At 39.5% G+C, this 19,190-nt stretch carries 21 protein-coding genes; 20 read left to right on the plus strand and 1 reads right to left on the minus strand.

Going from position 1 to position 19,190, the window contains the following annotated elements; all coding sequences use genetic code 11:
* Window position 1 precedes the first annotated feature (1 nt).
* From ACZ9EE_RS25490 to ACZ9EE_RS25525, 8 genes are all read left to right on the plus strand, one after another.
* The gene (locus ACZ9EE_RS25490) at window positions 2-568 is read left to right on the plus strand and encodes a ReoY family proteolytic degradation factor (RefSeq protein ID WP_476031412.1); all 567 of its coding nucleotides are present in this window, start codon (window positions 2-4) and stop codon (window positions 566-568) included.
* 136 nt (window positions 569-704) lie between these two features.
* Window positions 705-1,169: a YpiF family protein gene (locus tag ACZ9EE_RS25495; RefSeq protein WP_476031413.1), complete on the plus strand. Its 465-nt coding sequence runs from the start codon at window positions 705-707 to the stop codon at window positions 1,167-1,169.
* Window positions 1,170-1,289: 120 nt separating this feature from the next.
* Complete coding sequence (locus ACZ9EE_RS25500; protein ID WP_335498084.1) at window positions 1,290-1,814, plus strand: QcrA and Rieske domain-containing protein; 525 nt, start codon at window positions 1,290-1,292, stop codon at window positions 1,812-1,814.
* Window positions 1,815-1,817: 3 nt separating this feature from the next.
* Window positions 1,818-2,492 carry a menaquinol-cytochrome c reductase cytochrome b subunit gene (qcrB, locus tag ACZ9EE_RS25505; protein WP_098530418.1) on the plus strand — a complete coding sequence of 225 codons (675 nt, stop codon included), beginning with the start codon at window positions 1,818-1,820 and terminating at the stop codon, window positions 2,490-2,492.
* 58 nt (window positions 2,493-2,550) lie between these two features.
* On the plus strand, window positions 2,551-3,327 hold the full coding sequence (locus ACZ9EE_RS25510) for a c-type cytochrome (protein WP_476031414.1): 777 nt from the start codon (window positions 2,551-2,553) through the stop codon (window positions 3,325-3,327).
* A gap of 60 nt (window positions 3,328-3,387) precedes the next feature.
* Window positions 3,388-3,984 carry a lipoprotein heptaprenylglyceryl N-acetyltransferase LhaT gene (gene lhaT / locus ACZ9EE_RS25515; protein WP_476031415.1) on the plus strand — a complete coding sequence of 199 codons (597 nt, stop codon included), beginning with the start codon at window positions 3,388-3,390 and terminating at the stop codon, window positions 3,982-3,984.
* Between the two features lie 62 nt (window positions 3,985-4,046).
* Window positions 4,047-4,841: a sporulation protein YpjB gene (ypjB, locus tag ACZ9EE_RS25520; RefSeq protein ID WP_476031416.1), complete on the plus strand. Its 795-nt coding sequence runs from the start codon at window positions 4,047-4,049 to the stop codon at window positions 4,839-4,841.
* A 57-nt stretch (window positions 4,842-4,898) separates the two neighbouring features.
* A complete protein-coding gene (locus ACZ9EE_RS25525; protein ID WP_476031417.1) occupies window positions 4,899-5,576 on the plus strand; it encodes a zinc metallopeptidase in 678 nt (225 codons plus the stop codon).
* Window positions 5,577-5,607: 31 nt separating this feature from the next.
* Here ACZ9EE_RS25525 and ACZ9EE_RS25530 read toward each other — a convergent pair whose 3' ends face one another.
* Complete coding sequence (locus ACZ9EE_RS25530; protein WP_476031418.1) at window positions 5,608-6,480, minus strand: YitT family protein; 873 nt, start codon at window positions 6,478-6,480, stop codon at window positions 5,608-5,610.
* Between the two features lie 197 nt (window positions 6,481-6,677).
* Between ACZ9EE_RS25530 and ACZ9EE_RS25535 the strand changes: the two genes are divergently transcribed.
* From ACZ9EE_RS25535 to ACZ9EE_RS25590, 12 genes are all read left to right on the plus strand, one after another.
* Window positions 6,678-7,022 carry a nucleotide pyrophosphohydrolase gene (locus tag ACZ9EE_RS25535; protein ID WP_476031419.1) on the plus strand — a complete coding sequence of 115 codons (345 nt, stop codon included), beginning with the start codon at window positions 6,678-6,680 and terminating at the stop codon, window positions 7,020-7,022.
* Window positions 7,023-7,026: 4 nt separating this feature from the next.
* Window positions 7,027-7,830 carry a 4-hydroxy-tetrahydrodipicolinate reductase gene (gene dapB, locus ACZ9EE_RS25540; protein WP_476031420.1) on the plus strand — a complete coding sequence of 268 codons (804 nt, stop codon included), beginning with the start codon at window positions 7,027-7,029 and terminating at the stop codon, window positions 7,828-7,830.
* 10 nt (window positions 7,831-7,840) lie between these two features.
* The gene (mgsA, locus tag ACZ9EE_RS25545) at window positions 7,841-8,260 is read left to right on the plus strand and encodes a methylglyoxal synthase (RefSeq protein ID WP_476031421.1); all 420 of its coding nucleotides are present in this window, start codon (window positions 7,841-7,843) and stop codon (window positions 8,258-8,260) included.
* On the plus strand, window positions 8,250-8,975 hold the full coding sequence (bshB1, locus tag ACZ9EE_RS25550) for a bacillithiol biosynthesis deacetylase BshB1 (RefSeq protein ID WP_476031422.1): 726 nt from the start codon (window positions 8,250-8,252) through the stop codon (window positions 8,973-8,975). Before mgsA ends, bshB1 begins: the two co-directional genes overlap by 11 nt.
* On the plus strand, window positions 8,963-10,090 hold the full coding sequence (bshA, locus tag ACZ9EE_RS25555; RefSeq protein ID WP_476031423.1) for an N-acetyl-alpha-D-glucosaminyl L-malate synthase BshA: 1,128 nt from the start codon (window positions 8,963-8,965) through the stop codon (window positions 10,088-10,090). The genes bshB1 and bshA overlap by 13 nt, the downstream gene beginning before the upstream one ends.
* 10 nt (window positions 10,091-10,100) lie before the next feature.
* The gene (locus ACZ9EE_RS25560) at window positions 10,101-11,300 is read left to right on the plus strand and encodes a CCA tRNA nucleotidyltransferase (RefSeq protein WP_476031424.1); all 1,200 of its coding nucleotides are present in this window, start codon (window positions 10,101-10,103) and stop codon (window positions 11,298-11,300) included.
* The gene (locus tag ACZ9EE_RS25565; protein WP_476031425.1) at window positions 11,285-12,262 is read left to right on the plus strand and encodes a biotin--[acetyl-CoA-carboxylase] ligase; all 978 of its coding nucleotides are present in this window, start codon (window positions 11,285-11,287) and stop codon (window positions 12,260-12,262) included. The genes ACZ9EE_RS25560 and ACZ9EE_RS25565 overlap by 16 nt, the downstream gene beginning before the upstream one ends.
* Before the next feature lie 988 nt (window positions 12,263-13,250).
* Window positions 13,251-14,087 carry a 3-methyl-2-oxobutanoate hydroxymethyltransferase gene (gene panB, locus ACZ9EE_RS25570; RefSeq protein ID WP_476033094.1) on the plus strand — a complete coding sequence of 279 codons (837 nt, stop codon included), beginning with the start codon at window positions 13,251-13,253 and terminating at the stop codon, window positions 14,085-14,087.
* Entirely contained in the window at window positions 14,084-14,932 is an 849-nt protein-coding gene (gene panC, locus ACZ9EE_RS25575) for a pantoate--beta-alanine ligase (protein WP_476031426.1), read from the plus strand. Before panB ends, panC begins: the two co-directional genes overlap by 4 nt.
* A 27-nt stretch (window positions 14,933-14,959) precedes the next feature.
* On the plus strand, window positions 14,960-15,343 hold the full coding sequence (gene panD, locus ACZ9EE_RS25580) for an aspartate 1-decarboxylase (RefSeq protein WP_476031427.1): 384 nt from the start codon (window positions 14,960-14,962) through the stop codon (window positions 15,341-15,343).
* A 134-nt stretch (window positions 15,344-15,477) separates the two neighbouring features.
* Window positions 15,478-18,294 carry an ATP-dependent DNA helicase DinG gene (gene dinG, locus ACZ9EE_RS25585; RefSeq protein ID WP_476031428.1) on the plus strand — a complete coding sequence of 939 codons (2,817 nt, stop codon included), beginning with the start codon at window positions 15,478-15,480 and terminating at the stop codon, window positions 18,292-18,294.
* Between the two features lie 31 nt (window positions 18,295-18,325).
* Complete coding sequence (locus tag ACZ9EE_RS25590; RefSeq protein ID WP_476031429.1) at window positions 18,326-19,171, plus strand: ComEC/Rec2 family competence protein; 846 nt, start codon at window positions 18,326-18,328, stop codon at window positions 19,169-19,171.
* Window positions 19,172-19,190: the final 19 nt, after the last annotated feature.

Consider the following 19,190-nt stretch of genomic DNA (forward strand, 5'->3'; position numbering starts at 1 on the left):
CATGACAACCCCTGTTTCTGTCAACGAGAAGAAGGACTTTATTCGCTGGTTTTTGAATCATTATCAATTAAAAAGAAGAGAATGTGTTTGGATTTTAAACTATCTTATGAGCCACGACCAATTAATGGAGAAGGTACATTTTGTTGAGCAGGCACAATATTGTCCACGCGGTTTGATTATGTCTACACACTGTGTTGATAAAGTTCCGTTTCGCTTTTATAAGGAAAATGTCATGACAACCGATGCTGAAAAATCCTTTCATGATATTCGCCTTAATCGAGACGAGGATATTTTTATTCAGTTAAATTTTCATGCCTCTAATCAGGCACATCAGTATGCGGCAGTTTTGGAGGAAAATCCGTTTGTTCCCAAGCATTTACAGGTAAACGAGAAGGATGGCATCGTCGCCGAACAATTATTGCAATACAGCATTGACCGTTTTCAACGGGAAAAACTAATGGAGCTAATTGATGAAGCTCTCGATCATCAGGATCAGCAATTATTCCAAATGCTAACCGAGAAATTAAATAAATTATCTCAAACACAGGAAAAGGGAAGTCTGCGCTAAGCCGGCTTCCTTTTTTCAATTTTATTACTTCTAATTCGCTTGTGAAGAATCTTTCAAAATATTCTACTTTATCTTTTATATTTTTGGGAGATAATGTTATGATAATACTAGTGAATTAAAAAGGTTGGTGTAATGAATGAAATGGATACCTCATGAGGTGGAAACGTATTTAAACGCCAAGGAGTACGTTGATACCGCGGTTATTCCAGTTTACTCTTTATCGTTTGGAGAGGAGATGAAACAGTCAGCTGCGGCATTTGAATTCATATCGCTTTTGACAGGTTATCTCGAGAGGCAGTTTACTGGAAGAATCTTAATGTTCCCTCCATTTACCTATTTAAAAAGCAACAATATGGAAAATGTAATAAGTGAATTATTAAAATGGGAAGAAACCGTTTTGCAAAGTGAATTTAAACACATTTTTTACATAACTTCTGAGTTGGATTTGCGTCTATATGAAAACAAAATAGGCGGCTCATTAATTTGGCTTCCGGCCCTGCCGCTTGGAAACATGAGTGAATCTCAAAAAATAGAGCTTGTTGAAAGTCAGGTCAAGCAGCTATTAACGATTTTCACACAGAAATGGAGTAATAACGGGTAAAACAACCGATATTATATGTTTTTAAAATAGTATGATATTGACCTTGCATTAAGATTGATATATCATTGTTATGTCCTAGTTTTATATGTGTTTAAATTGTGTCCGTTGGACTAAAAACTTATGAACAAGGGGGGGATAAGCTTGAGTAAAGAACGCGTTTCACGACGTCAATTTTTAAACTACACATTAACTGGTGTAGGCGGATTTATGGCGGCTGGTATGTTAATGCCAATGGTAAGATTTGCTGTTGATCCTGTTTTAAAAGGAGAAGCAGCCGGAAATTTCATCGCGACCAAACAAAAGGTTTCTGAATTAACCGATGAACCAGTCCGTGTAGACTTTACCTTTAAACAAAAGGATGCATGGTATGAGTCAGAAGTTACGAACACTGCTTGGGTTTATAAGGATGGGGACAAAATTGTGGCCCTTTCACCAGTTTGTAAACACCTAGGCTGTACAGTGGGCTGGAATACGAACAAGGATCATCCAAATCAATTCTTCTGCCCATGCCACTATGGACGCTACGAGAAGGATGGAACCAATATTCCGGGTACACCGCCGTTAGCCCCGCTTGATGAATACCCATACAAGGAAAAAGGCGGCTATCTATACTTAGGAAAAGCTGAACCACGGAAGGAGGCGTAATCATTGTTAAACAAAATTTACGATTGGGTAGATGAACGTTTAGATATTACGCCGCTGTGGCGCGATATCGCAGACCATGAGGTTCCTGAGCATGTAAACCCTGCGCATCATTTTTCAGCGTTTGTTTATTGCTTTGGCGGTCTGACATTCTTTGTTACTGTTATTCAAATACTTTCCGGTATGTTTTTAACAATGTACTATGTACCGGACATTAAGAATGCATGGGAATCGGTTTATTATCTGCAAAATGAAGTTGCATTTGGACAAATCGTACGTGGAATGCATCACTGGGGAGCCAGTTTAGTACTTGTAATGATGTTTTTACATACGCTGCGTGTCTTTTTCCAAGGTGCTTATAAAAAACCTCGTGAATTAAACTGGATTGTCGGAGTACTAATTTTCTTCGTCATGCTCGGTTTAGGTTTTACTGGTTATTTATTACCATGGGATATGAAAGCGCTGTTCGCTACAAAAGTAGGTCTGCAAATTGCTGAGGCAACACCGTTCATCGGTTCTTACGTGAAAGTTTTATTAGCCGGACATGAACACATTGTTGGTGCCCAAACATTAACCCGATTCTTTGCGATTCATGTATTCTTCTTACCTGCTGTGCTGTTTGGATTAATGGCGGCACACTTTATCATGATTCGTAGACAAGGTATCTCTGGACCGCTTTAAAAAACATTTTTTTCTGACAATGTAAAGGTTATTACAGAAAAAAGGAGGGGATTGCTCAATGCATCGCGGTAAAGGTATGAAGTTTGTCGGTGATTCACGTGTATTAGCACCAGAAATGCGCACGCCAAAACTTCCGAAAGATTACTCTGAATATCCTGGTAAAACAGAAGCGTTCTGGCCTAACTTTCTTCTAAAAGAATGGATGGTTGGAGCAGTATTCCTTGTCGGCTATTTATGTTTAACAGTAGCCCATCCGGCTCCACTTGAAAGGATAGCAGATCCAACCGATACAGGATATATTCCATTACCAGACTGGTATTTCTTATTCTTGTATCAATTATTAAAATACTCATTTGCATCTGGTCCATATACGGTTATTGGTGCAATGATTATGCCTGGTTTGGCTTTTGGAGGGTTACTACTCGCTCCGTTCCTTGATCGAGGACCAGAACGTCGTCCAAGAAAGCGTCCATTCGCAACCGGATTTATGCTGTTAGCACTTGCAGCCACTGTGTTTTTAACATGGCAGTCAGTTGCAACGCATGACTGGGCCGCTGCAGAACGACAAGGCAAAATTGTTGCCAAGGTTGAAATTGACAAGACAAGTGCGGGGTATAAAATTGCTCAAGCAAATACTTGTATTACTTGTCATGGTGACAGCTTCCAAGGTGGTGCCGGTGCTCCGACTTTAATCGGAACTGGCTTATCTGCAGAAGAAGTCGCTACGATTGCTAAAAAGGGTAAAGGCGGAAAGATGCCTCCTGGTGTTTTTAAAGGTACCGACGCTGAACTTAAAACGCTATCTGAGTATATCTCAGGACTTGGCAAAAAATAATCGAATTATTAAAAAGCTGACGGAAATTCGTCAGCTTTTTTCTTGAAAGGAGGAGTATTTGTGGGATGGATTTATCCTCTCCTGGCTAATCGGTCGGTAATGAAACTTTTACTGCTTGTAAACATTGCCGGAACGATTTATGGATATTACTGGTATGGCTGGCAGTTGAAAGAAACGCCGCCTGTGTTTCTTGCCTTTGTACCTGATAGTCCAACAGCGAGCTTATTTTTTGTCTTTGTTCTGCTAGCGTTTTTACTGAAAAGAAATTGGCCTTTAATTGAAGCACTCGCAATCGTGACCTTGTTTAAATACGGTATCTGGGCTGTAGTGATGAATATACTCGTTTTCATGGTCCAAGGGGAATTAGACTGGGTTGGCTACATGCTAATTTTCTCTCATTTTGCGATGGCTGTCCAAGGGATATTATATGCACCATTCTATCGCTTCAAGGGATGGCACTTAATTGTGACTGCGATTTGGACACTCCACAATGACGTGATTGATTATGTTTTCTTTATGATGCCAAGCTATCAAATGCTAGATAAATATATACCGCAAATTGGTTATTTTACATTTTGGCTTTCATGTATCTCCATAGGCATTGCCTATTATTTAGGAATGAGGCCCGGCCGATTTAAACTAAAAATTAATAGTTGAAGATGGTCTAACCTTGTCCAACCCTACATACATTTTATTAGTAACGAAAGGGGGGACAAGGTTTGAAATTCAGATGGTTATCCTTTTTAGTAATGATCATGATGCTTACTCCCATAACTGTTTATGCCGAACAGCAATCGCCAATGGAGAAGCTCGATGATATCTCAGATGAAGCTCTTCAAATGGTGAAGTTTCAAAGATATGAAGATGCAAAAAAATTGCTTGATTATTTTTCGGATCAGTTTACAAGCATTAAAGGGACAAAAGAACCGCTATCAATGGATGAGGTTAGAATTGTTAATACCTCCCATGATGAGGCAATGGAAGCGGCAGTTAGTCCCAATATGAAATATGAAGAAAGACTAAATAAGCTAACAAAGTTCCGCCTTGTTATTGATGCACTAGCAACGAGTCATCAGCCATTATGGACAGAAATGGAAGATCAAATTATGACTTCCTTTCACCAGGCAAAAGAAGCAGCGCTAATGGGTGATACGGCCCATTTTCATTCCAATTTTAACACCTTCTTATCCCTATATAATGTCATTTATCCAAGTATGAAAATAGATGTTCCTGTGGAAAATATTCAAAGGTTAGATGCACGAATTGACTTTATTAATGAATATCGATCACAAGTGGTGAATGATGTAAAAAGCCAGCAAGAACTTGATGCGCTAGACACTGACCTTAAAAATCTATTTGCCAATATGGAAGAGGATGAAGCAGATCCATCGTTATGGTGGGTGATTATTTCTACCGGAAGTATTATTATCATGACATTATCCTATGTAGGTTGGAGAAAGTACCAGGGAGATAAAGAACTTAAGAAGGGTCGTTCCAGAGACTTAAAGGATTGACGGGTCTAATCGGCTAGACATATACTAATAACATCACGTGCTGATTTGGAGGTCACAATGTATCTACTTTACTTTGCCATCATAATTTTAATTCCTTTATGGGCACAAATGAGAGTGAAAAATACTTTTGCTAAGTTTTCACGGATACCAACATCAACCTATCGACGAGGGGCTGATGTTGCCAGAGAAATCCTAAATGCAAATGGACTATATAATGTAGCAGTGGAGGAAGGTCGAGGGTTTTTAAGCGACCATTATGATCCCAGAAGTAAAACTGTCCGTCTTTCACCTGAAAATTACCATGGAAATTCGATTGCAGCAGCGGCAGTTGCTGCCCATGAATGTGGACATGCCATTCAGGATGGAGAGAGGTATGCTTTCCTTCGCTTCCGTCACGCCTTAGTCCCCGTTGCGAACCTAGGTTCAAATGCTTCATGGATTCTCATTATGATTGGTATCTTTGCTCATTTAAGCGGTTTACTGTTGCTTGGTATTATTTTCATGGCTGCAGCTGTTCTCTTTCAATTGGTGACTCTGCCGGTTGAGTTTAATGCCTCAAACCGGGCCATGAAGCAGGTTGTTTCTCTTGGATTAATCGGTAGTCGCGAACAGAGAGAAGCAAGGAAGGTACTAAACGCCGCGGCACTTACGTATGTGGCTGCAGCTGCTGTTGCTGTATTAGAATTATTAAGACTTGTGTTAATTTTTACAGGAATGAATAGAAGTGACGATTAAAAAAATGTCCTCACAAGTGGGGACATTTTTTTTATTCTCCAATAGGCATTTTATTTTCGTCAAGGGTAAAACCCTCTCCATGAACATCATGGACTACAGAGATAGAGACGAAGGCGTGTGGGTCGACTGAGGTAACTAAATTCTTCAGCCGGATTATTTCATTTTTGGCCACAACACAATAGAGTACTTCACGCTCATTTTTTGTATAAGAGCCATATGCTCTAAGGGCGGTTACGCCGCGGTCCATCTCGGCCATTATTTTCGCAGCTATTTGTTGGTTTAGATCCGATATAATCATTGCGCCTCTTGCCGAGTAGGCTCCTTCTTGAATGATATCAATCACTCTCGCACCGACAAAAACAGCTACTAACGTATACATTGCTTGTTTATAGTTTAAGTATGTAAACCATGAAATACCGATTACACAGGCATCGAATAGAAACATTGTTTTTCCCATATTCCATCCTGCATATTTTTGGACAAGTCTTGCAATAATATCAACCCCGCCGGTTGTACCTCCAAATCGAAAAATAATACCTAACCCGATCCCGGTAAAAGCTCCGGCAAATAAAGCAGCCAATGTTAAATCGTGTTCTAGCGGCATTTCAATTGTATTGCGCTGAAATATCCATAAAAAAATGGAAACTCCAACCGTTCCAACGATGGTATACAAAAAAGCGTTCCGGCCCAATAGCTTCCATCCTATAAAAAACAAAGGAATATTAAGGATTAAGTTCGTGTAAGAGGGATCCCATTTAAACAGGAAATAGACGAGTAGTGTAATTCCTGTGAATCCACCTTCAGCAAGTTTATTTTGCATATTAAAATTCACTAGTCCAAATGACATAATCGCGGAACCAATGAGGATAAAAAGTATATTTTTTATTTTCATACCAAAAATCATAATTTATTTCGCCTCTTCCTTATTTCCCTATAATGGCGGTTCTAATTATAACCAATTAGGTAATGAAGAGCAATGTATAGGAGGAAAACAGCTTATTTAAAGCGAAAACATTTGTAAATCAAGCGTAATTTAGCTAACATTAAAAGGAATATTAATAACAAGCAAATAACCCGTTTACGAAGATGAGGTGGAGTGAAATGACTAACGGGAAAACGATGAAAGAGCTTCAAGTGGAAGTAGATACATACATAAGTCAATTTAAAGAAGGATATTTTAGTCCGCTCGCTATGCTGGCCAGACTAACAGAGGAGCTTGGTGAACTGGCAAGAGAAGTTAACCATTATTATGGAGAAAAACCGAAAAAGTCGACGGAGACGGAAAAAGCAATTGAAGAAGAGCTTGGGGATCTCCTTTTTGTCATAATTTGTTTAGCTAATTCTTTAAACATTGATTTAGAAGAAGCTCATGATTATGTGATGAATAAATTTAATACCAGGGATAAAAACCGTTGGACAAGACTTGATCAAGAAGGTGTGGAGTGAAGATATGAATAAGATTAAAATTATCATTGCAGGCCCGCGCGGTCGGATGGGCAGTGAAGCAGTAAAGTTAGTTACTAATACAGGAAACTTTGAACTAGTTGCCGCTGTTGACCATAGGAATGATGGAATGATGTTGAGTGATGTGGAAGGATTTCAATCCATTCCTAATGTACCGGTTTATTCAGACATTGAAAAATGTCTCCAAGATAGTAACGCAGATGTACTCATTGACTTAACGACCCCGGAAGTAGGCATGTACCACGCAAAAACGGCACTTGAACATAATGTCCGTCCTGTTGTTGGAACCACTGGATTCACGAAACAGGATTTAGAGGAGCTTGAGGGGCTTTGCGTTGAAAAAGAACTTGGCTGTATCATTGCACCAAACTTTGCGATTGGTGCCGTATTAATGATGAAATTTTCACAAATGGCAGCTAAATACTTTGCAGATGTGGAGATCATTGAGATGCATCATGACCAGAAGCTTGATGCACCATCAGGAACCGCGGTAAAAACAGCAGAGATGATTTCAGCTGCAAGGGCAGTTAAAAAACAGGGACATCCAAATGAAAAAGAAACCATTACAGGAGCAAGAGGCGGAGAATACGATGGAATGCATATTCATTCTGTTCGTTTACCAGGACTAATTGCCCATCAACAGGTTTTATTTGGTTCTGACGGACAGACATTAACGATTCGTCACGACTCCTATAACCGCGGGTCTTTTATGTCAGGTGTAAAAGTTGCGGTAGAAACCGTAATGAAGAACAATACTTTTGTTTATGGACTTGAAAATATATTAGATTAGGGGCAAGGATATGAATATAGCATTAATAGCACATGACCAAAAGAAAAATGACTTAGTACAATTCGTAACAGCCTATCGAGGAATTTTTGCCAAACATAGCTTATTTGCCACTGGAACGACAGGAACAAGGATTAATGAGGCTACAGGATTAGATGTAACCCGCTTTAAATCCGGACCTCTAGGCGGAGACCAAGAAATCGGAGCCATGATTGCCAAAAATCAAATGGATGCCATTTTCTTTTTCCGAGATCCATTAACCGCTCAGCCACATGAACCTGATGTTACGGCGTTAGTAAGACTTTGCGATGTCTATTCTATTCCCTTGGCTACAAATATGGGTACTGCGGAATTACTGATAAGAGGATTAGAAATGGGATTGTTGGAATGGAGAAATGTAGCTAAAGAGAATGGTGATGTTAATGAAGCTTAATCAATTACATATCCTGGCATTTGGTGCGCATGCTGATGATGTTGAAATCGGTATGGCTGGTACCATTGCGAAATTAGCGGAAGAAGATAAACAGATAGGTATTTGTGATTTAACCGATGCTGACCTATCTTCCAATGGGAATGTAGTGCTAAGAAAAGAGGAAGCTGCCAGAGCGGCAGATATTTTAGGTGTATCTGTCCGTTCTTCACTAGGTTTTCCAGATAGAGGGCTATTCTTAAAAGAAGAGTATATTCAAAAGGTTGCTGAGATGATTCGCAGATACAAGCCGCAAATTGTGTTTGCACCATATTTGGAAGATCGGCATCCTGACCATGGAAACTGTGCCCGAATCGTGGAAGAAGCTGTATTTTCTGCCGGGATAAAAAAATACCAAACTGTAGAATGGAACGAACCACATCGTGTGCAAAAGCTGTACTATTACATGATTAATGGATTTCATAAGCCTGACTTTACCGTTGATATTACACCAGTAATGGATAAAAAGCTGGCCTCCTTAAGGGCCTATAGAAGTCAGTTTGAATTAACTGCTGAAAGTGTTCAAACTCCGCTTGTGAATGATTATATCGAAACGGTCGAGTCAAGGGAAAGAATGTTTGGAAAACTTGTTGGAGTGTCTTATGCTGAGGGCTTTAAGACAAAGGTTCCGATTGTTTTGAAACATGATTTGCTAGGAGAAGAACCATGCGGAAACTAAAAATTGGAATCACATGCTACCCAACTGTTGGAGGATCTGGAGTAGTGGCAACCGAATTAGGGAAAATGCTGGCTGAGAAGGGGCATGAAATCCACTTTATCTCGTCAAGTCTTCCTTTCCGTTTAAATAAGATGTACCATAATATCCATTACCACCAAGTCGAGGTTAATCAATATTCAGTTTTCCAGTACCCCCCATATGATATTGCATTAGCAAGTAAAATGGCCGAAGTGGCTGATCGTGAAAAATTGGATATTCTCCATGTCCATTACGCGATTCCTCATGCCGTTTGTGCGATATTAGCAAAGCAAATGTCAAAAAGGGAAATTAAGATTGTCACAACCTTACATGGGACGGATATTACAGTTTTAGGGTATGACCCATCCTTAAGCGACGCGATTAAATTCGGAATAGAAAAATCAGATAGTGTCACTGCAGTTTCGACAGCATTAGTGAATCAAACATATGAACTTATTAATCCCGATAAGCAAATCGAAACAGTATACAATTTTATTGATGAAAGAATTTATCATAAAACAGCGGACACCTCCTTAAAGTCACAATTACAAATTAGAGATGAGGATAAGGTAGTTATCCATGTCTCAAACTTTCGCGCTGTAAAGAGGGTCAAGGATGTTATAAAAACTTTTGCAAAAATTTCTGCGGTCATGCCGGCAAAATTACTGCTGGTAGGTGATGGGCCCGAAATGACTATGGTATGTAAACTGGTAAAGCAGCTCTCACTTGAAGAAAAAGTAATCTTTCTAGGAAAACAAGAGAATTTAGAGGAACTATACTCTATTAGTGATTTAATGCTTCTGTTATCTGAGAAGGAGAGCTTTGGTCTCGTTGCCTTAGAGGCGATGGCGTGCGGTGTACCTTGTATCGGGACGAATGTAGGCGGTATCCCGGAAGTAATTCAGCAGGGAGTTTCTGGGTATATTAGTGAGGTTGGCGATATCGAGGATATCTCACGAAAAGCGATATCACTCCTTAACGATAGAGACATGCATCAAAAAATGTCGTTGGAGGCATTGAAAACTGTTAAAACTAAATTTAAAGCAGAACATATTGTTGAACAATATGAACAGATATACTCGAAGCTATTGAATTAAGGTGAACGAGATGAATGAACCTTTTTTATCAGCCATTCCTATTATTAAACAGCTTGAAACTTCAGGTTTTCAAGCCTATTTTGTAGGCGGATCTGTAAGAGATTATCTTTTAAACAGATCCATTAGTGATGTAGATATTGCTACATCGGCCACACCATATGAAGTGAAAGAAATCTTTCCAAGGACCGTCGATATTGGGATTGAACACGGAACTGTGCTGGTCCTTTTCGAAAATAAATCCTACGAGATTACCACCTTTAGGACAGAGGGAGAGTATCAAGATTATCGCAGACCAAAAGAAGTTTCCTTTATACGAAATCTTAATGATGATCTCAAACGCCGTGATTTTACCATGAATGCGATCGCAATGGATCGAAATGGCATGCTTATTGACCCATATAATGGGCAATCTGCGATTCGAAATAAGGTTATCCAGACTGTTGGATCTGCTAATGAGCGTTTCCAGGAAGATGCTTTAAGGATTATGAGGGCTGTGCGATTCGTCAGCCAGCTTTCTTTTACAATTGAGGAAGAAACACTTCAGGCGATAGCAAAGCTTGTTCCTTTGTTAAAGAATATAGCGGTAGAACGAATTAGAGCGGAGTTTGAAAAACTGCTTGTTGGGGAAAATGGTAACACCGCCATTAGAATTTTGCTTGATACGCATTTATATGTATATCTGCCAGGCTTAAAAAACCAGAGAAGTCCACTGGAAAGATTAATCTCCCTTCCATTTAAGGGGCTTAATACAATTGAAATGTGGTCGTTACTGCTTTTTACCTTAAAGCAAAAAGATAAGTCTATTGAAGTCTTTTTAAGAGAATGGAAGCTTCCAGTTAAAGAAATCAAAGAGATTCAACAAATCTTATATTACTTAGAAAAAAGAATGGAGCAGGAATGGACTATTTATGACCTCTATTCAGCGGGGAGAGCTGTCTTGAGTTCGACTGAAAAGCTTTATGGCGTTATTAAAGGTCTAACTGAAAAGGATACCCTTTTAAATTGGCTGCGGGTATATGATGAGCTGCCAATCAAGGAGCGCAATAACATAGATGTGACAGGCCGAGATATCATGGAATGGTTCCAAACCGAAGGGGGACCTTGGTTAAGGGATACCCTTTTAAAAATAGAGTGTGCCATATTAGCGGGTGACATCCAAAACGACAAAGAAAAGATTAAGGAGTGGCTAATCAGGTGCAGTCAGAAATAAGAAAGAAACTGCTTGATGCCTTCACTAATGCTGGCGAATCTTTTCTCTCAGGTCAGCATTTAGCAGAACTAATCGGCTGTTCAAGAACGGCTGTTTGGAAGCATATGGAGGAATTAAGAAAGGAAGGCTTCACATTAGAAGCTGTTAGAAATAAGGGGTATCGGATTGTCAAAACTCCAGAGCGAATAACAGCTGATGAAATTCGACTAGGCCTCTTAACCGAATTTATCGGGAAAAATATTCATTATGAAGAGAGTGTAGAATCTACTCAAAAAATTGCCCACAACCTTTCAAATGAAGGCGTACCAGAAGGGACGGTAGTCATTGCCGAAGAACAGCGGTCCGGTAAAGGAAGAATGAACCGAAGCTGGCATTCACCAAAGTATAGTGGTATTTGGATGAGTTTAATTCTAAGGCCGAATATTCCCTTAACCAAAGCCCCTCAACTAACTTTATTAACTGCGGTGGCTATCGTACAGGCAATTGAAGAAGTCACCAATCTGGATCCTCTGATTAAGTGGCCCAATGATATATTACTGAATGGAAAAAAAATAACGGGGATCTTAACAGAGCTTCAGGCGGAAGCAGACCAGATTCATTCTGTCATTATTGGTATGGGGATTAATGTTAACCAAAAAGAAAAGGACTTTCCGTCAGAGCTTCATAATAAGGCAAGCTCCCTTTTGATTGAAAACGGCGCTCCAATTTCCCGGGCAGAATTGATCAAGAGTGTGTTTAAGCATTTTGAAAAATTATATTTGCTTTATCTCGAGCAAGGATTTTTTCCTATTAAACTTTTATGGGAAGGATATGCTATTAGCATAGGTAAAAACCTTACGGCTAGAACGCTAACCAATGTGATTGAAGGAAAGGCATTAGGAATAACAGATGATGGTGTTTTAAAATTAGAAGATAAGACCGGATTTATTCACCATATTTATTCAGCAGACATTGAGATTTAAGGATTTATAAGCGCACGCGCCCCTAAACAAGGCGCTTGCGCTTTTTTGATTCTAGCTCGATAAGTCAACATTAAATCGCTGTCGCTCTTTGTGTTTCCTTTATCTCAGTCGAAGCGCTCCAGGCCATACGCCGCTAAACGGGCTCTGCGCATTTCTGATTGTCTAGCTCCAGAGCCCAGCGGCTAGTGGCCTTCGCTCTTCTCCCTACGATAAGTCAACATCAAATCGCTGTCGCTCTTTGTGTTTCCTTTATCTCAGTCGAAGCGCTCTAGGCCATACGCCGCTAAACGGGCTCTTGCGCATTTCTGATTGTCTTGCTCCAGAGCCCAGCGGCTAGTGGCCTTCGCTCTTCTCCCTACGATAAGTCAACATCAAATCGCTGTCGCTCTTTGTGTTTCCTTTATCTCAGTCGAAGCGCTCCAGGCCATACGCCGCTAAACGGGCTCTGCGCATTTCTGATTGTCTAGCTCCAGAGCCCAGCGGCTAGTGGCCTTCGCTCTTCTCCCTACGATAAGTCAACATCAAATCGCTGTCGCTCTTTGTGTTTCCTTTATCTCAGTCGAAGCGCTCCAGGCCATACGCCGCTAAACGGGCTCTTGCGCATTTCTGATTGTCTAGCTCCAGAGCCCAGCGGCTAGTGGCCTTCGCTCTTCTCCCTACGATAAGTCAACATCAAATCGCTGTCGCTCTTTGTGTTTCCTTTATCTCAGTCGAAGCGCTCCAGGCCATACGCCGCTAAACGGGCTCTTGCGCATTTCTGATAAAATGCTATAATTTCCTTGGGCAGTATCTCCTCAGAACTGCACCTTTTAGGAAATATTAACTTACAATTAAAAAGGTTTCTGCCTAGATCCGTGTAACGGACCGGGACAGAGGGATGAAGATGCACATGAGTAACGATTGAGATCCTCTGCCTTAAGAAGGATCTTTTTTATTTGCTCTTAATGGGCGTTTTATCACCTCTCCCAATATTTAAGGAGGGAAAATGATGAAGCAAACCACTGACTTTTTAAAAATGAAAGTAAGAAATGAAAAAATTGTCATGCTTACCGCCTATGATTATCCATCTGGAAAACAAGCGGAACAGGGCGGAGTTGACATGATCCTTGTCGGTGATTCACTTGGCATGGTTGTTCTAGGTTATGACTCAACGATCCCCGTTACGATGGAAGATATGATTCATCATACAAAAGCAGTAAAACGTGGGGCGAAAGATACCTTTATCGTGACAGATCTGCCATTTTTAGCTTACCATCTTTCCGTTAGAGAAACTCTGATCAATGCTGGCAGGCTGATGCAGGAAGCGGGAGCCCATGCGGTTAAACTGGAAGGAGCAGATGGAGTAATAGAAAAGATATATGCTTTGACACAAGCAGGTATTCCAGTATGCGGACATCTTGGCTTAACCCCTCAATCTGTTGGGGTATTGGGCGGTTATAAGGTGCAGGGAAAAGATGCACATGCTGCCCAAAAATTAATAGAAGACGCTAAAAAGGTAGAAGAAGCCGGAGCCTTTGCGCTTGTGCTTGAATGTGTGCCTAAACAGCTGGCAGAAGAAGTGGCTAAATCCATTGCCATCCCTGTGATTGGAATTGGAGCTGGGCTAAATGTAGATGGACAGGTTCTGGTTTATCACGATCTATTAGGCTATGGTGTGGAAAGAGTGCCTAAATTTGTGAAGCAATACCATTCTGTAAATCCATTTATGATTGAATCAATTCAAGCCTATACCTCTGAAGTAAAAAATAATCAATTCCCGGAAGATAAGCACTCCTTTACCATGAAGGAAGAGGAACTGAAAGTTCTTTATGGAGGAAAAAAATGAAGGTCATAACCACCATTAATGAGATGCAAAATGAAATACTGAAACAGAAAGAGTTGGGAAAGTCTATCGGCTTTGTCCCTACTATGGGCTTTCTTCATGAGGGTCATTTGACTCTTATCTCTAAGGCAAGAAAAGAAAATGATGTCGTGGTGTTAAGTATATTTGTTAATCCTTTACAATTTGGACCGAAGGAGGACTTTTCTACCTATCCCCGCGATTTTGACCGGGACCGTGCTTTAGCAGAAGGTGAAAAGGTAGATTACCTCTTTTATCCTTCGGTAGAAGAGATGTACCCTCAAGTGCCATCGGCTAAAGTGGTAGTTCAGGAACGAACCGATGTATTATGCGGTAAGTCACGCCCAGGCCATTTTGACGGGGTTGCCACAGTTATTACCAAGTTATTTCATATTACGATGCCGACACGAGCCTATTTTGGTAAGAAAGACGCTCAGCAAGTAGCAGTGATTGATGGATTAATTTCCGATTTTAATTTTTCAGTTCAGTTAATACCGGTTGACATTGTTCGTGAAGAGGACGGGTTAGCAAAAAGTTCACGAAATGTTAACTTATTACCGAAAGAAAGACAACAGGCGCCAGTCATATATAAAAGTTTGCAAACAGCAAAAAAGGCAATTGAAGATGGTGAAATAAATCCTGCTGTTCTCACTAATATGATCAAGGAATTGATTACAAGTGAATCAAATGGGGAAATTGATTATGTCGAAATTCTTTCTTATCCATATTTAAAACCATTGGAAAAAATAGAAGGTTCCTTTATTATTGCTGTGGCTGTAAAATTTTCGAAGGTAAGGTTAATCGACAATATTATGATTCAAATAGATTAGAAAAGTTTCACTAGAGGAGGAATAAACTTGTTTCGTACAATGATGAATGGCAAAATCCATCGTGCAACCGTAACTGAAGCCAATTTAAACTATGTTGGCAGTATTACGATAGATGAAGACATTATTGATGCTGTTGGAATGGCAGCAAATGAAAAGGTACAAATTGTTAATAATAACAATGGTGCTAGGTTAGAAACCTATATTATTCCTGGCAAAAGAGGAAGCGGAGTTATTTGTTTAAACGGTGCAGCCGCTCGGCTTGTCCAGGTTGGTGATACGATTATTATTATATCATATGCATTGGTACCGGATGAAAAGGTTAAAGACCATACACCAAAGGTTGCGATAATGGATGAGAATAATCGTATTAAAGACCTCCTTTATGCAGAACCAGCACATACCATTATGTAAATCCCCATTTTCTGGGGATTTTTTATTTATTTTAAAAATCTCGTATTAAGTGGTAGAATTTAATTCATTATCAGTTTTTACTTTTAAGAGAAGTATTGTTGCCGTTTAATGAACAGAGGTTTGGGGTGTAACAAATGTTAAATAAATTTGTTGTGATTGATTTAGAGACAACGGGTAATACACCAAAAAAGGGTGATAAAATTATTCAATTTGCCGCTGTGGTGATTGAAAACGGAAAAATCACCGAACAGTTCTCGTCGCTGATCAATCCTCAAAAATCAATTCCAGTCTTTATTGAAGAACTAACTGGAATCAATGATGAAATGGTCAAGGATGCACCATTATTTACTGAAATAACCGAAAAGGTTCAATCTTTGTTAGAAGGGGCCTATTTTGTTGCTCATAACGTATTGTTTGATTTATCTTTTCTTCAAGAAGAATTACTCCAAGCAGGATCAGGAGGGTTTTATGGGTCCGTTTTAGACACAGTTGAAATGGCCAGAATTCTCTATCCCGCCGCAGACAGCTATAAGCTTTCAGATTTGGCAGAGAAAGAGAATCTTTCCCATGACAGACCACATCAGGCAGATAGTGATGCCTTGGTGACAGCCGAGCTTTTTTTAATCCTGTTGAAACGTCTATCTTTATTACCGGCGGTTACGGTAAAACAGCTAACCCAGTTATCTGGAGGATTAAAAAGTGATCTCCAGTTGTTCCTTGAAGAAATGGGGGATCCATTCGAAGGTTCTCCCCTATCCGATTCAATTGAAATCATCAACGGTATTGCATTAAAAAAAGATCCAATTGAAAAGAATAATGAAATCTTAAATGAGGATGGAATTAAGTATCCAAATAGTGACGAAGAAAAGGTTGAGCTCATCCAAAATAGCATAAAGTCTTTTGTGAAACGTGCTGGTCAATTTAAGATGATGGATACAGTCTACCAATCCCTTCAACTTTCAAGGCATACACTAATAGAGGCCGGGACAGGCGTGGGTAAGTCACTTGGTTATCTTTTGCCTTTAGCTTATTTTGCTAAACAAAATAAGCAGCCAATTATTGTGAGTACCCATACCATTCAACTACAAGAACAACTTTTAAGAAATGAAATTCCCTTACTGACAAACATTCTTCCATTTGAAATAGATGCAGTTCTATTAAAAGGCAGAAATCAGTATTTAAATTTAGAAAAATTTCACCAAACGTTGATGGATGAAAACGATAATTATGATACTACCTTAACAAAAATGCAAATTCTAGTATGGTTAACGGAAACCACGACCGGTGATCGGGATGAATTGAACCTATCGAGTGGAGGTCAATTTTATTGGAACAAAATAAAGGAAGAACCGACTACCCTTTATGAGGATAAGCGCTGGCAGGACAGGGATTTTTATCAAAAAGCAAAAAGGAATGCCCAATCGGCAGATATCATTATCACAAATCATTCCTTGTTATTGAATGATATAAAAGGCGGTGGTTCCATTTTACCTGCTTCTGAATATGTGGTGATTGATGAAGCTCATCATTTGGAGAAAGTAGCAAGCAGGTACTTTGGCTATACATTGGATTATTTATCTACCCGTTTGCTACTTAGTCAATTTGGAACCTATGAGCAAAAACAACTCTTTTATGACATGGAAAAACTGACAACACGACTTCCTGCTTCAGGAACCAAACTATCTACTACCTTTGAATTAAATCAATTAGTTTTGGATGTACAGTACGAGATCGATGAGTTTTTTAAATTAATGGCACTTTATGCAAAAACTAAGTCAGCAAATAAAAAAGGGATCAATCGGATAAAAGTTCGATATACGTCTAATGATGGCGGCAGAGAAAGAAAGGCGCTTGTCCACAGTGCCGAGAGGTTATCTTTCTTACTTAAGGATCTAATCAATGACATAGACAGCAGGCTTAATTGGCTAAATGCTGAGAAAAATACTTTATCGATTCCCGAGCTTCATCAAGTGGAGGATGTGTCTGGATTTATAGTTGAGCTTGATGAATTTCGAAACATATTGATTAGCTGCTTTATTAAAGATTCAAAGGAAGTAAAATGGATTGAAATGGATACCCGTTCCCCACAAAATGTAACAACATTTTTGGCACAGCCAGCTACAGTCGCTGTCCACCTGAAAGAGAAATTCTTTCAAACCAAGAAGGCGGTCATCCTTACATCAGCAACACTATCGGTTAATCATTCTTTTGAATACATCATGAGAGAAATTGGTCTTGAGGCAAACGCTACTGGTCAAGTGAGTATTCCCTCACCATTTGTGTATAATAATCAGGTTCAACTTCTTATCCCTGAGGATTTACCGGAAATCAATTCTGTTTCACTAGAAGAATATGTAATTTCAATTACCGAACATATCATCACGATTGCTGAAGCTACTAAAGGCAGACTGCTAATTCTTTTTACTGCTTTTGATATGCTCAAAAAAACGTATGAATTAATAAAAGAAAGTGGTTTTCTTAATGAATATGTGTTAATTGCTCAAGGCATTTCAAGCGGAAGCCGTTCTAGATTGACTAGAAATTTTCAACGCTATGAAAAGGCAATCTTGTTAGGAACAAGCAGCTTTTGGGAAGGAGTAGATATTCCAGGTGAAGACTTGTCCTGCCTAGTGATTGTCAGGCTGCCATTTAGTCCGCCAGATGAACCTTTGACCGAGGCTAAGTGTCAATTGATTGTTCAGCAGGGAAGGAATGCTTTTTCTGATTATTCACTGCCAGAAGCGATACTCCGTTTTAAACAAGGCTTTGGCCGCCTCATTAGGAGCGAAACAGACCGCGGAGTAATCATTGTATTTGATAGAAGAATCGTTACCACACAATATGGAAAGGCCTTTTTGAAATCAATACCTCCAGTCCCAGTCAGAAAGGGAAAAAATGACGGAACTAGCGGAGTTTATTCAAAAATGGTTATGATAAAATTTGGAAAATAACACATCCTATAACTATCTGGGAGGAATGTGTATGAGAATATTGCTTATGATTTTGGCTTTATTGATTCCAAGCAGCATGACAGTTAAGGCAGAAACAACACTGCCTGCAGAGGTTGAAAAAATTGACGTGAAATTAACCGAACATCAAGCGGCGGTCACCTTTTTAGGCTTGGCTACTGGTGAAGCAACGCTTGTACAAGGTCCAAATGACGAAAATATTTTAATAAATATCGGTGGGAAAGGGGGAATTTCTGAGTTAGAAGGATGGCTTTCTCTTTATAATGTAAAGGAGCTCTCTACATTAATCCTAACCAATGACGGTGAACAGCCGTCGATGGAAAAAATCGATAAGTTAATTAACAAATATAAAATTAAAGAAATTGTCACCACGCCTGAAGTTTCTTCGTTTTTAACTAGAGAGAAGTCCAATCACATACCTGTTACCGTTTGGAATGAAGGAACAAAGAAAGAAATCCTTCCTGACATGTTTGCTGATGTTCAATTCCTTGGAAATGAAGAACATGAAGGTATGGATTTGATGCTGCGCTTTTTTAAGCATAACTTATTTTTAATGACTTCCTTTAGTCAACGGGCGGAACAAAAATTTTTAGCTAAGAATTTAGAGGATGTTAATATCTTTAAAATACCGTATAGACTGACAGACGACTCCTTATCTGATCAGCTAATCCACACTCTAAATCCACAAATATCCATCCTGGTAGGAGCAGGGGAAGATCAGTTGGATCAAGATTTGCTGCGTGACCTTCAAGGCATTTGGTCAGAAGTGTATTTTACCAAAAAACATGGGACTGTCACCATCAAATTTACAGAATCAAATTACGAGATTATTACCATTCCACTAAAGGCTGAGGAATAAAGTTTACTGAAAAGCTGAA

This window comes from Bacillus sp. URHA0034 (assembly GCF_056280405.1).